General features: G+C 37.0%; 11 protein-coding genes. 2 read left to right on the top strand and 9 right to left on the bottom strand.

Going from position 1 to position 13,694, the window contains the following annotated elements; all coding sequences use genetic code 11:
- A complete protein-coding gene (locus tag CTN01_RS11740) occupies positions 1–747 on the top strand; it encodes an ABC transporter ATP-binding protein (RefSeq protein ID WP_045149450.1) in 747 nt (248 codons plus the stop codon).
- A 64-nt stretch (positions 748–811) separates the two neighbouring features.
- On the opposite strand, the gene CTN01_RS11735 is transcribed toward CTN01_RS11740, so the two are convergent.
- The 7 genes from CTN01_RS11735 to CTN01_RS11700 form a co-directional block, all read right to left on the bottom strand.
- Entirely contained in the window at positions 812–1,201 is a 390-nt protein-coding gene (locus tag CTN01_RS11735) for a hypothetical protein (protein ID WP_045149452.1), read from the bottom strand.
- Between the two features lie 731 nt (positions 1,202–1,932).
- Positions 1,933–3,942, bottom strand: a complete 2,010-nt coding sequence (locus CTN01_RS11725) for a diguanylate cyclase domain-containing protein (protein WP_107342161.1) — start codon at positions 3,940–3,942, stop codon at positions 1,933–1,935.
- Complete coding sequence (locus CTN01_RS11720; protein WP_045149453.1) at positions 3,932–4,549, bottom strand: YfiR family protein; 618 nt, start codon at positions 4,547–4,549, stop codon at positions 3,932–3,934. Before CTN01_RS11720 ends, CTN01_RS11725 begins: the two co-directional genes overlap by 11 nt.
- Before the next feature lie 9 nt (positions 4,550–4,558).
- Positions 4,559–6,685, bottom strand: coding sequence for a TonB-dependent receptor plug domain-containing protein (locus CTN01_RS11715; RefSeq protein WP_045183280.1), 2,127 nt, complete (start codon positions 6,683–6,685; stop codon positions 4,559–4,561).
- A gap of 501 nt (positions 6,686–7,186) precedes the next feature.
- Complete coding sequence (locus CTN01_RS11710; RefSeq protein WP_045149454.1) at positions 7,187–9,127, bottom strand: monovalent cation:proton antiporter-2 (CPA2) family protein; 1,941 nt, start codon at positions 9,125–9,127, stop codon at positions 7,187–7,189.
- Between the two features lie 11 nt (positions 9,128–9,138).
- The gene (locus tag CTN01_RS11705; protein WP_045084178.1) at positions 9,139–9,753 is read right to left on the bottom strand and encodes an NAD(P)H-dependent oxidoreductase; all 615 of its coding nucleotides are present in this window, start codon (positions 9,751–9,753) and stop codon (positions 9,139–9,141) included.
- Between the two features lie 170 nt (positions 9,754–9,923).
- Positions 9,924–10,754, bottom strand: coding sequence for an AraC family transcriptional regulator (locus tag CTN01_RS11700; RefSeq protein ID WP_244156075.1), 831 nt, complete (start codon positions 10,752–10,754; stop codon positions 9,924–9,926).
- A gap of 311 nt (positions 10,755–11,065) precedes the next feature.
- On the opposite strand from CTN01_RS11700, the gene CTN01_RS11695 reads away from it, so the two are divergent.
- Positions 11,066–12,217 (top strand): iron-containing alcohol dehydrogenase, encoded by a 1,152-nt coding sequence (locus CTN01_RS11695; RefSeq protein WP_045149455.1) that lies wholly within the window; start codon positions 11,066–11,068, stop codon positions 12,215–12,217.
- 70 nt (positions 12,218–12,287) lie between these two features.
- Here the strand turns inward: CTN01_RS11695 and CTN01_RS11690 are convergent, their stop codons facing one another.
- The gene (locus CTN01_RS11690) at positions 12,288–12,755 is read right to left on the bottom strand and encodes a GNAT family N-acetyltransferase (RefSeq protein WP_045149456.1); all 468 of its coding nucleotides are present in this window, start codon (positions 12,753–12,755) and stop codon (positions 12,288–12,290) included.
- 125 nt (positions 12,756–12,880) lie between these two features.
- Positions 12,881–13,375 carry a lipopolysaccharide transport periplasmic protein LptA gene (gene lptA, locus CTN01_RS11685; RefSeq protein WP_045149457.1) on the bottom strand — a complete coding sequence of 165 codons (495 nt, stop codon included), beginning with the start codon at positions 13,373–13,375 and terminating at the stop codon, positions 12,881–12,883.
- Positions 13,376–13,694: the final 319 nt, after the last annotated feature.

The raw sequence follows: 13,694 nt of genomic DNA, 5'->3' as shown, positions 1-13,694 counted from the left end.
ATGACAAATACATTGGGTACCTCCCCAGCAAACACAACTTTAGTTGAGCTTAATCATATTTGTAAGTTCTATGGCGAAGAAAATAATTTAGTTAAAGCACTAGATAATGTCTCTCTCACTATTGATTCTGGTGAGTTTTTATCCATTCTTGGCCCTTCAGGTTCTGGCAAATCTACACTAATGAACATGCTGGGTTGTTTAGATAAGCCGACATCTGGCGAATATTTGCTGGATAATAACGATGTCTCATCAATGACAAGCCACCAACTTGCAAAAATCAGAAACCACAAAATTGGTTTTGTTTTTCAAAGTTTTAATTTATTAGAATATGCTACTGCATTAGATAATGTTGCGCTACCTCTGGTATACCGAGGCGTAAAAACAAAAGAACGTCGAGCAAAAGCGGCAGATTTGTTAGCCCAAGTAGGACTCGCCGATCGTATTCACCACAAACCGAATCAATTATCGGGTGGTCAAAAGCAGCGTGTGGCAATAGCAAGGGCTTTGGTTAACGATCCACAAATTATCCTTGCGGATGAACCAACGGGGGCATTGGACTCTAAATCAGGCGCAGAGATTGAAGCTCTTTTTAATGACTTGCACCAACAAGGAAGAACATTAATTGTCGTTACTCACGATGTCAGCCTAGCAGAAAGAACGCCACGCATTATCACTATTAAAGATGGACAAATAATTTCTGATAAAAAAACAGGCTATAAACCGCCTTTAGCATCGGCAGTTATTTAACCTTAATTAGAAAATAGCGGGCATTTTGCTCGCTATTTCCGAATTTCGTTTAGAGGCCATTTTCTTATTTTTCAATAATACATTGATATTGATAATTACCATTCGTTTCACCTGCACTGTTTTGTATTGATTGTTTTAAACATTTAGCATTTTTAATAGAAAACTGTTTTAGTTTTTTATTATCAATATCATCGAGACCAATGAAAGGCTGTAACGTATCCACTAGCTGTTGTGCTAGCTCTCCTTTTATTGTGCGTTGCTCTGTCACTTCCTTATAATCACACTGAATTTTGTGCTGATGAGTATCGCAATGTATATCATCAACAATAACCCACGCCTTACCCATGCCATGCTCTACATATACGATTTTCGCCAATACGTTATACAAAACCTGATCATTTGCCATTGCATGTGAACTAAGTAATAACCCCACCAGCAACAGAGTCTTTCTCATGTATCTTTCCTCTTTTAATGTGGCTTAACTTTACCACATCAAAAAAGCGAAACTTTACATCCAGTAAAATTTAACACTACTCAAACATTTATCACTAAACTCATGTTCCTTTTTGCTTACTTATTTGTAAGAGATCTCTTACAAACAACTAAGACAATCACGCTTTGATTTGAATATAGCGTCCATGCTGCTTTTATAACTCTATGTTTATAAAATAATAAAAGTAACGCATTAAAATAATAAATAGATACAGAAAAGAGTAGTTTCCACTTCATACCTATATTCTATTCCTACTTTTACCTATTATTAATGGTGTCAGAGGGAACTGGCAACAGGAACAGGATTGGAACCAAGGACGTTGGTGATCTCAGGATGAGATGTGATGAACTAGGATGGTTTATCAAACAAGGACTGTGATGGATACTACAGGAAGTAGTAAAGGTAGATAGGATATTTGCCAGTCAGGACGACACAAGGACACTTCAAGAAGAAGTAAAGGACACCTCTAAGGAAAGAGATGAGAGTTATAACAGGATGTTATGACGGGTTATGGAAGCCATAGGAACAACTTCAGGAAGAAGTAAAAAGGATTATGCTGAAGGATCACAGCAGTCAAAGGAATGATGCAAGGAGCACGATAGTAGCAGGATGGCTGCAAGTAAGACCTAAGGGCGCAACGAAAGTTGCGCCCTCTCTTTTTGATAATATTTTAAGCAATACTGTCTAAACCACTATTCGGCAGATATGACTGTTTTGAGCTGATTAAATTCAGTGATACGCCCTTTACCTTGCATCTTTGATTGATACATCGCCATATCCGCACAATGTAAAACACTATCAATCCCCGTCACATCTTGAGGTTCAATATAATAACATCCGATGCTCGCACCAATATTAATACTGTGACCTTTAATATTAATTGGCTGAGAAATATTGTTAATAATACGCTCTCCTATATTCAAAATAGGTTCACGGCTTTTTACAGGATTGAGTACAGCTACAAATTCATCCCCAGCTAAACGCGTAACAATATCGTTTTGACGAACACTCATCATTAATTTCTTAGCGACAATTTGAAGAACTTTATCACCAATATCATGACCATAAGAGTCATTTACAAATTTGAAGCCATCTAAATCAATAAACAGTACAGCCATTACATCACTACGAGGAAAAGTTAGTGCTTCTACTAGATAATGGTGTAAGAATTCACGATTAGGTAAATGCGTTAATGCATCATGCTGAGCAATATACGCTAAACGCTGTGCTTCTTTTACTGAACTGATATCTGAAGCCAATACAACAATTTGACTCTCATTACTTTCAGTATCAATAAGTTGATTTATTTTTAAATGTAATGGTGTCGTAACACCTCTCTTACGATTAAAGAATGAACATTCTCCTTGCCATTGCTGATCTAGCGACAGCGACATTAGAATTTCTTTTCTTATAAGCAGCGTTTCGGTTTCAATTAATACCGAACGGTAATATTTACCAATAATTGTTTCGTGGTCTTGACCTATCAGTTCACAAAACGCTCTATTTACCATTTCAATATGACCTTGACTATTGAGTAATAAAATCGCTTCACGGCTGTTTTCAAAAATCTTGGCTGCCAACTGTTGTTGTCGCTCTGCCACACTCCGTTCTGTTACATCTTCTAGCGCAAATAAAGTCTGGTTTTTATGCTGTAATGGATGGCTCACTACTTGATATATTGCAGTTCCCTTTGTGCCCACCGTTTTAACTAAATCATGACTAAATTGCTTATTGCCTTGTAATGCTTGATCTAGTTGATCTTGAAAGTTTTCAAGCTCAATCGGTTTAATCACATTACAAATATGTTGAGATTGCAAAACTTGTGGGGAATCATGAAATAGTTTCGAGCTACTATCATTGGCTAAAATAATACGTCCGGAATGATCAACAACTAACAGCGCATGCTGTACCGTGCTTATCACATCATCGGCAAATTCTTTCTCGTATTCTAATTGAGAAATAGTCTGCTTAATTTTTAATTCACGCTGATTCAGTTTAATGATCATCGTATTAAAACAATCGATCAATTCACTTATCTCATCTTTCGAACTGGCTTGATGCTGTACAATTTCAGTTTGATTAAAATGAATCACATTAATCATCGCATCATTCAGTTGACGGATAGGACTGATCATCCAATGCCGTAATCGACGGATAACAAAACTACTAAATAAAATTAAGATAACTAGTAAATACAAGCTAATTTCTATCTGAGACGATTGAAGAGCATGTAATCTATCAAGAGACACAACAATGTGCATTTTTGCAAGCTCTGTGTTCTCTATGTAAATAGGGATCTGCACATATAAATACTGGTTACTAAAAACATATCCCCGCGTTTTAACCATGACTTCTTCTGCATCATTTGTTGGTATATGCCTATTATCAGTATTGTTAAATCCAGCAAAAACGACATTATTCTCCGTTAATACAGAAACAGATACGATCATAGGATCGGCTGAAAATGCCGATAAAATCTCTTGTCCTGTTGTCGCATCATCAAACTGAATAGCTGCGGTTAAATTCGTGCCAATACCCGTACTTAATATCGTTATTCTATTTACTAAATTCTGCTTTTCGCTCTCTATATATTTATAAGAGCTTAACGTTTGAAAAACGATAAAAAGTACAACAACAAAAAAGACTAACGGCAAATATAGACGTTGATTAAGAGAAAGAGAATTCATCCAATTATTGCGCATGATTTTCTCCTCCTTGTTGTTGGCTATTAAGAGAAGGAAGTATCGCAATTTTCAATAATTTTGAGCTTATGGTTAACTCTGCTTTCTTGGCACTCGATATAGCAATAACAGGGCGGACTTTATTATTGACTGAACGTAATTCAATCATCCCTCCTTTTGCTAAAAAGGAATTACCAGTACCAATCGTCAGCACCCCTTCTTTAATTGGGATATGAGTTAAACCCAGTTCTTTTTGCCTAGAAATATAAGCAATTTGGCACTGCTCAAGCTGACTAATGCTCGTTAACGTAACAATTTTGTTATTTTTAGCTTTCAACAACCGGCTTAATGTTAACGCGATATTATCAGTACCTAAAGTGCAATAGGTTAATGTTCTATTGTCTTGAGGCCAAGTAACAAACTGAGAAAAACGGTAAATATAGACTGCAGATATTTCGTAGTCAGCAACATTATCTGCATTGGCTTTATTTGCAAAAGTATAAATACAAATAAATACTGCAGCAGTAAAACACAAAAAGTACAAACGGCAAAAATGGTAAGGCTTTGTAAGAAGCCCTACCATCTTATTCAATACAACTTTACCCGGGGTGCAATAGTTACTCTGCATTCCGCCTCATTACAATTTTGTCCATGAAAAACGTAAAAATGCTACTTCTTCTAGTGGTGCTTTATTCGGTAAATCTTCATATGTTGAACTACCTAAACCATCAACCACAAACTCAACAAGTGGCCAATCTTGATTGTATTGCCACGCAACACGTACATCCATTGTCGTTATCGCAGGTGCTTTATAAAAAGCGATTGGCGATGATACTGAGCTCTTATGCTTTAGCCAGCCATCAATTTGCCACTGTGAGTTTAAAGTCCACATCGTTTGTAAAGAAACGTAATGTTTAGGCTGGTGGTTATATAATCCTTTATATCCACCATTATCATAGGTATTACATGACATATATTCAGGACTACATTTAGCTTGTGTATCTATGTAACTGTAAGATAAATTAAAATTAAGTTTTTGTGTGGGTTGCCAATAAATAGCTAACTCAGCACCATAACTTTGAGCCTCTAGCGCATCTGATAATTTGTATTCATAAATATCTAATTGACCCGGTAGTATTGAGCCATCAATACATTCTCCATATTTACATAATTGATATTTATTACTCAACATACGAAGCTTTTTATATTTACTAAAGAAAATAGTTGAATCTATAGAAAAAGAGTTGTTTATCTCACCACGGTAACCTGTATCCCATGTCACTACAGACTCATTATTCATATTGATATCCCCTGACGTTAGTATAATGGCAGGGGGAGCACATTTAGAGTTGTCTGTTTTACAAGTAATATTATGCCAATTCACCATATATGTATCGGTGCTTGAGTCTACTGCAGATGGTGTAACTACAGCACGCCCAATCCCTGTCCATAACTGATGTTTTTCAGAAACTCGATACAACAATCTCGCTTGAGGCTGAATTTCAGTCGTATTATTACGAGTGAAATGTTCAACTTTTACCCCTAGGCTAGAAGTGAACTTATCTGTTAGCTGGGTTTCTAGTTGCGAGAAAACATTATAAATCTGCTCGCGTTCTGTTTGCCTCGAACTAGTACGATGATATGGATCCATACCAAGGTAAAAGTCTGCTTTTTTCTCAGGAACTTTTATTTTGGTATAACGCGCACCTAAGCCTAATGTAAGCTCATTGTTTGGATTTATTTGCTTGATGGCTAACACATCAGTGTTAAGTGTATCGTATTCACCATTCGCTGAAGGTTCTGTTCTTGAGTTACTATCAATCCACAATGTTGCTTCATAATGCGTATCATCAACCGTTTTACCTAGGTTTAAATTACTATAAAAGCCACGAGAAAAGTCGTCCAATCCTGCTTTATAACCAACGATAACACTCATTGGATCATTAGGATTAAAGGGGGTCTCTAAAATATCATAGCGATACCAATCAGAACGCTCAGACTTGGTATGATAACCGCCTATCTGAAATGTTAAAAACCGGTCATCTTCAACATAATCAGTGCGAAATGAAATGTTATAACTATTCCATTCATCATCATTGAAAGTGTAATAGTCAGATTGAACACCTTTAATTGATAATCTTGCTGTTGTCACCTCATTAATTTGAAAACCGTTACGATAACTAACTTCTTTATAATTATATTCACCTGCTGCGACTTCAAGAAATTGCCCCAACGTTTCATTACTATTTTTAGTAATGATATTAATGACACCGTTAGTCGCATTCCCCCCCCACATTGTCCCTGCAGAACCACGTAATATTTCAATGCGATCAATATCATCTAAAATAGCATCAATGGTGTGCCAAAAAGTACCAGACATTAAAGGACTAAATACACTACGACCATCAACCATGACTAATAATTTATTAAACAGTAATTCATTTAAACCACGCAAGGACACTTGCCAATTAAATTCACTGATCTTAGTCACCTGTACTCCAGGCGCTAAGGCTAAGGCTTCTGCTATCGAGCGAACACCACTGCGCTTAATTTGCTCATTGGTAATAACATAAATAGCAGCAGGCACATCACTTAACGATTGTTCTTTCTTTGCAGCCGTCGTTACTGTCACACTTTGCGTTGTGAGATCATCTAAATCCATCGACATCAAGTCATCAATTTCAGATGCTAATGAAATATTGGCGTAACTAGAAAAACAAAGTACTGAAAATAAAATAGGTGGTTTGATTAAGTAATTTTTCATAATTATTAGAAAGTAATAGTCTCAAACTAATTCTAGCAAAGTAGTTCTGTTTTTTAATAATTACAATTTATAAAATTAAAACACCACACAAAATACCACTAAGGAATAGTTGGTGGTAAAAAAGATTCTTTTAAAGTCACAATGATACAATTAGATAAAAATATAGCTAACAAGGCAATATTCAAAAAGTTAAATATACATTTACTATCATAACTATTAATAATTTGTTACCTAAAGCATTCCTAAAAAGAATTATATTTTTCTTAACTAAATGTAAATAACTCGACTTAGTTAACATTAAATCACTACCATCTTAATAATAACAACATTAAAGTAAAAAGCTTATCTCGGTGATTATTTATTATCCCCCGTCATCCTTAATAGGTATAAATGATACCTAGTCATTCGACATTGTTTCAATATTCTAATTAAATAATTCACTCAATAAAAAAGGAGCCTTGCAGCTCCTTTTTTATGACTTAAAATGATAGAAAGTACCTATTAGTGGTCATGTTTTTCAACTAATCCTTGTTCTACTTCATCATTAAACACTTTAGGTGGTGGCGTCCAACCACGCTCTGACTTCGTATGCTTGTCAGTCCGCTCTTGTTTCATGATATCACTTAATGTTGATTCTAATTGGTTAAACAATTCCACATAGGAAGTATTAAAGCGATCTTCTTCTGTACTATCTAACCATGTTTGATACAGCTTCTCTTTACTTCTAGCTTCAGTTTCAACAAACGTGGCTTTTTGCTGTTCAGCTCTGAATGGATGCACTCCTAAGTTTTTCAATGCTTCCGTGCCCAAGGCTAGTGCAGAGCGGTAAGTTTCACTGATCACATAATCAGCGCCAGCACAACGTAATGAATAATGATGACCTCGATCATAAGCACGTGCCAATACGCGTACTTGGGGATATGTTTGCTTTATATAATGAACAAGCTCTGTTGCTCGCTCTTTATCATCAATGGCAACAATAAACAGTTTTGCCTCTTCAATACCTGCGGTATGAAGTAAGTCATGTCGCGTCGCATCACCAAAGAAACTCTTAATGTTAATTTGGCGCATGTTGTCAATTTGCGTTACTGAATGGTCAAGCACAACTGTTTGCACCCCATTCGATGCTAATAGTCGGTTTACAATCTGACCAAAACGGCCAATACCGGCAATGATGACTTTTCCTTGTTCATCAATTTCATCAGCTTCACGCTCGTTTTTAGCCTCGCAGAAACGAGGTAAAATGACACGATCATATAAAATAAATAAACCTGGCGTTAAGAACATTGATAACGCTACCACCAGTGAGAGTGTTTGGCTCATTGACTCAGGTAACACGTTGTTTTGTACGGTATAGCTTAATAATACAAAACCAAATTCACCTGCTTGCGCCAAACTTAACGCAAAGAGCCAACGGTCACTGCCTTTTACCTTGAAAATAAAAGAAAGTACTAACAAAACAATAAACTTAACCAGCATCACACCAATGGTTAAGCCAATCACCGTGCCAAATTGATCAAACAATACTTTGAAATCAATACCCGCACCAACGGTAATAAAGAACAGACCTAATAGTAATCCTTTGAAAGGTTCGATATTAGATTCTAGTTCATGTCTAAATTCACTGTTGGCAAGTACCACGCCAGCAAGGAAAGTACCGAGTGCTGGCGATAAGCCGACTAGGCTCATTAAGGCTGCAATACCAATAACTAGCATCAATGCTGTTGCAGTAAAAATCTCACGCAAGCCAGATGAAGCAACAAATCGAAATAACGGACGACTTAAATAATGGCCACCAACCACAACACCAACGATAGCTAAAATAATCACAATCGCATAAGCCCAACCAGGAAGACCCGCTACTAGGCTAAGATCATCATGATGCTCTGCAGCTTTTGCTACAACGGCTTGAGACTTTGCCACTAATTCAGGTACAGCCAGTAAAGGGATCAAAGCTAACATTGGGATAACGGCAATATCCTGGAACAGCAATACTGAAAATGCGCTTTTGCCACCTTCCGTTTTACTTAGTCCTTTTTCACTGAATGTTTGCAGTACAATCGCAGTAGAAGAAAGTGAAAAGATAAGGCCAATAGCAAGGGCGTAAGACCAAGCAATATCAAATAAATGAGCAATCCCCATAACGGTTAGAGCGGTAACGACAACTTGTAAACCACCTAACCCTAATAAGCGATGACGCATACCCCACAACATTTTAGGTTCAAGTTCTAAACCGACAACAAACAGCATCATAACGACACCAAACTCAGCAAAATGCTGAATCGTTGTGGTTTCACTACCAACTAAACCAATAACGGGACCAATAACCACACCTGCGATTAAATAACCCAGCACTGAACCGAGTCCTAATCGCTTAGCAAGCGGAACGGCAATAACGGCAGCCACCAAATAGATGAAAGCCTGCAAAAAATATCCAGTCATAGTAGTCTCTTCTATTTAATGACTAATTCTAGGCTGTGATTCATTTTTGATAATTTACTCGCAACCTCATAGTTGAATTTATTATCTTGAATCGCAATCAGAACACGTTTCCAATTTTTAAGGTGCTGTTCAATACGGTTTTCTTCATTCGCCATGCCCGCACCAAAGAGTGCAAATGGCGCTAGAAAATCCATACCTGTTAGCTCTGCCATTTGCTCTAGAGGTTGCAATAACTCACGAATGGTATAGTGGTTAAAGCCATCTTTACGATAGCTCGATTCAGAGCCACCAGCAGTCAAAGCGCAAATGAATTTTTTACCTACCAATTCATTCCCTTCACTGCCATATGCAAACCCATATTCAAGCACTAAATCTTGCCATTCTTTTAATAGCGATGGTGTGGAATACCAATAGAGAGGAAACATAAACACGATAACGTCATGTTCGCGAAGGCGTTGTTGCTCTTTATCTATATCAATACGATAGGTTGGATATTCGGCATATAAGTCAACGCACGTTACATTGGCAATAGTTTTAGATGCATTAAATAACGGTACATTGATTTCTGAACGATTTGGCGAAGGATGTGCAAATAGGATCAGAATTTTAGGTTGAGACTCAGGCATGATTTTCCTGTTTTAATAATAATTCGTTCCACGACGACGATGTGACAACTAACCGCTTCTAAAGTTCCGCACTATGTATACAAACAACAAGTTACATCCCTAGAAAGAATAACTATTATACCTGAAATTACACAATCAACTTTAGTTAAATATTTATTGATATCAATAGATTATTTTCGTGAATAATCTGAAATTTCATCAATACGGCTAGGTGGTACACCAAAATAACGCTTAAATTCTCGGCTAAATTGAGCAGCACTTTCATAACCTACTCGTTGAGACGCTAGGCTTGCTGAAAGACCTTCTTGCAAAATATAGTTTTTTGCATGATTCAACCGAATTTTTTTGATGTACTGCAAAGGAGGATCCGTGACAACTTGTTTAAAAACTTTATGAAAAACTGAAACACTCATCCCTGCCATTGCTGCTAATTCATTAACATGTAATTTTTCTGCAAAGTTCTTTTGCACATGACCGATCACGGCCGAAATTTTAGCTAAAGAACTGTCTTGCTCGCAGTAGTGTGCCAATAAATAGCCTTTCTCACTTTGCAATAAGTAATAGAAAAACTGGCGGAGAATCGAGGGGCCAAGTACCTTAGCATCAAGAGGATTATGCAAAACATTAAGCAATTCCAACATACATAGGTACATTGACTCAGTCATTTGTGCAGGAGAAACACCACAGCGTGTATCCATCTCCCCCCAATTTTTTGATTCTAATCCCATATCAGAAACTAACTGGCTGATGACATTAATATCAAGATCAATATTGATCCCCATTAATGGTTCTTGCTGAGAGGCAAATGTTTCACACGTAATCGGATAAGATGTCGACACAATAAGACATTGTTCAACGTCATAACCAAACTGATGTTGATTTAAATGCCCTATTTTACTTCCCTGAAAAATAACAACTATTCCTTGCTCATACATCTGTGGCGTCAGCTTATGGTAACGATCAATACGAAATAATCGTACACCAGTTAGCAACGTATGCACCCTATTAGTTTGGTCTGATATTTTGTAATATTCACATAATTGACTAGCAACTATAGCTAGCTGTCTTTTAAGTTCAGCTCTCATTGTAAACCCATCAACCTGTTTATTGACGTTCGACATAACAGTCATTGTCCTGTCATTCTACACCTGTTTACCCTATAACGAACATAACACAACAATGTAGTTAAAATAGAAATAGGCAAGAAATAAAGAGAATTATGTATTTAGTTTATCCTACGTTCGCTTCTACACTAGAGATCTCAAGACAATAATTAGAATATCAATATCACAACGATATAACGGAGCCTACAATGGATAAGTTCACCTACCAAAACCCTACAAGCATTCATTTTGGTCAAGGTCAAATCGCGTCAATTAGCCAAGCTATTCCTAAAGATAAAAAAGTATTGGTTATTTACGGTGGCGGTTCTATCAAATCAAATGGTGTTTATGACCAAGTAACAGCAGCGTTAGACGGATTTAATTGGGGAGAATTCTCAGGCGTTGAGCCTAATCCACAGTATGACACACTGATGAAGGCTGTCGAGCTGGTTAAAACTGAAGGTTATGATTATCTACTAGCGGTAGGTGGTGGCTCAGTTGTCGATGGTACTAAATTTGTTGCCGCTGCTGCCTGTTATCAGGAAGAAGATCCTTGGAACATTTTACTTAAACAAGAGCCTGTCACTAAGGTTGTTCCTCTTGGTTGTGTATTAACCTTACCTGCAACGGGCTCTGAAAGTAACGGTGGTTCCGTGGTTTCGCGTGGTAAAGACAAATTATTCTTTGGCTCACCACTCGTAAAACCTGCATTTGCTGTTTTAGATCCACAAACAACATTAAGTTTATCTCCTCGCCAAGTTGCAAACGGGGTTGTTGATGCCTTTGTTCATACAATGGAGCAGTACTTAACCTATCCTGTTAATGCAAAAGTCCAAGATCGTTTTGCTGAAGGTTTACTGCATACATTAATTGAAGACGGTCCAAAAGCACTAGCGACACCCGATGATCTGGCCGTTCGAGCTAATATAATGTGGTCTGCCACTCAAGCTCTCAATGGTTTAATTGGGGTTGGCGTCCCTGCGGATTGGACAACACATATGATTGGCCATGAATTAACAGGTAATTACGGTATTGATCATGCTCGTACGCTAAGCATAGTATTACCTGCTGTCATGAAAGTACGTCGTAAAGAAAAAGAAGAAAAATTATTGCAATATGCTGAGCGCATCTTTGGTTTAACAACAGGAACAGCAGATCAACGTATTGATGCTGCGATTGAAAAAACCATCGCCTTTTTCAAACAAATGGGTGTACCAACAACACTTACTGACGTTGACTTAGGTGAAAAAGATATCGATGTTCTTATCGAAAGCCTTAAAAAACATGGCATGATCGCATTAAGTGAACACCACGATATTACGCCAGAAATCAGTCGTAAAATCTTAATGACGGCATTATAAGTTTTAAGTGTAATACGGTAACAATATGAAAAAAGGGAGCATTAGCTCCCTTTGATTTTTTCTATCATCATTAAACCGAAATAGTAAAACGCTGGCGAGTGACATCACCCCAGTAGCTATCGTGATAAATATCTTCGGCATACTGTTCATTTGTGTACGCACCAATCGCACGACGCCAAAAAGCAATCGCATGCACTGCGCCTTCAATTTGCTTACTTTCCCATTCACCTGGCATCATTGAAAATAAGCTATGAGCAAAACGTTGACCTGCTTTATTTTTACGAAAGACAGGTACAACATAGAAATCACATACCTCATAATGACAGTTACCATGGTCAGCAATCGCTGCTAATCCCGCAGGCACACCATCAAAATATAAAAGAAAGCCAAGTACATTACCTTCTATTGGCGTATCAAGCGCAAATTTACCATCGTTATCAGGCACTTTTTTCGTCAGTGGTGAAAACTCAGCTTCATATGCCTGAGTTAAGTTTAAATAAATGGATATGTTTGAATCATTAACTTGTACTAATTCCACTGCAGCGACCTTCTTTCTCTATTTTATTTGTCTTTCTATAAGATCATTGATCAGTTCTTTGAACAACGTGCAAAATCCATGTCAATTTAAGCAAGAGCAAAAAACACTACTGCTTATTTTACTCATCAGTTATTTAAATTATCAGGCAGTAAAACAGTATTTACTTGGCGTGACTTAGAGCCTTTTGCTTTCATCACCTGAGAAGCCAAGTTATAGCTTATTTCAGCCGCTTGGATAGTGCTGCCATTTTGAGTTATTTTGGCCTTATCCTTTAACACCAACATGTTATTTGTAGGTGTATAGATACCGTAAAACGACTCACCATCCACCACCTTTCCATCTTCCATTACACGATGAAAGTAAGCTGGTTTACCATAAACTTCCACACTCTTTAGTGCTTTTGTCTTGCTGTCCAACTTTATTACGGCCTTATCAGCTTTAATCTGAACGCCACCCTGTGTGATATCAACCTTGCCAGTTAGCGTTGTAACATTATTGATAACATCAACATCTTGTGTAATTGCTTCCAAATGGATAGGGAGTTGTGTATCTGCTTTTTCAGCCCATGTTGATGAACTCAGTAACAACATACATCCAGCCGCAAATAGCTTTAATTTCATACTTAGTTTCTTCTACTCTATTATTTATTTCTTCTTTGCTTATTATACCTTGAAAATCAGCAAATAGCGGCAAAGCTATGAAAAATTTGAAATGGTGTTTTTTATTTCATCAAAACGCTCACTAATACCAAGTTTAGCCTTACCTGTATCACATGTTTCAAAATTAGTGCCATCTACAAACTAAATACCAGTTTATAGATTATCTTACTGCACAGATTTATATTACAGAATTATACAACTACAAACACTCAACGATATAAAACATTTATCAATCAATTAATTAAACCACGTGTATTCTAACAACTAAGATTTGACATGT

The organism is Photobacterium angustum (assembly GCF_003026365.1).
GTDB classification, from domain to species: Bacteria; Pseudomonadota; Gammaproteobacteria; order Enterobacterales; family Vibrionaceae; genus Photobacterium; species Photobacterium angustum.
This window is presented reverse-complemented; position numbering and strand designations above follow the sequence as displayed.

What these genes read in the sequence shown, in the direction of transcription:
- CTN01_RS11695 (WP_045149455.1), top strand. Translation starts at nt 11,066, where the DNA reads ATGGATAAGTTCACCTACCAAAACCCTACAAGCATTCATTTTGGTCAA.
- CTN01_RS11740 (WP_045149450.1), top strand. Translation starts at nt 1, where the DNA reads ATGACAAATACATTGGGTACCTCCCCAGCAAACACAACTTTAGTTGAG.
- CTN01_RS11710 (WP_045149454.1), bottom strand. Translation starts at nt 9,127, where the DNA reads ATGACTGGATATTTTTTGCAGGCTTTCATCTATTTGGTGGCTGCCGTT.
- CTN01_RS11705 (WP_045084178.1), bottom strand. Translation starts at nt 9,753, where the DNA reads ATGCCTGAGTCTCAACCTAAAATTCTGATCCTATTTGCACATCCTTCG.
- lptA (WP_045149457.1), bottom strand. Translation starts at nt 13,375, where the DNA reads ATGAAATTAAAGCTATTTGCGGCTGGATGTATGTTGTTACTGAGTTCA.
- CTN01_RS11735 (WP_045149452.1), bottom strand. Translation starts at nt 1,201, where the DNA reads ATGAGAAAGACTCTGTTGCTGGTGGGGTTATTACTTAGTTCACATGCA.
- CTN01_RS11720 (WP_045149453.1), bottom strand. Translation starts at nt 4,549, where the DNA reads ATGCAGAGTAACTATTGCACCCCGGGTAAAGTTGTATTGAATAAGATG.
- CTN01_RS11715 (WP_045183280.1), bottom strand. Translation starts at nt 6,685, where the DNA reads ATGAAAAATTACTTAATCAAACCACCTATTTTATTTTCAGTACTTTGT.
- CTN01_RS11725 (WP_107342161.1), bottom strand. Translation starts at nt 3,942, where the DNA reads ATGCGCAATAATTGGATGAATTCTCTTTCTCTTAATCAACGTCTATAT.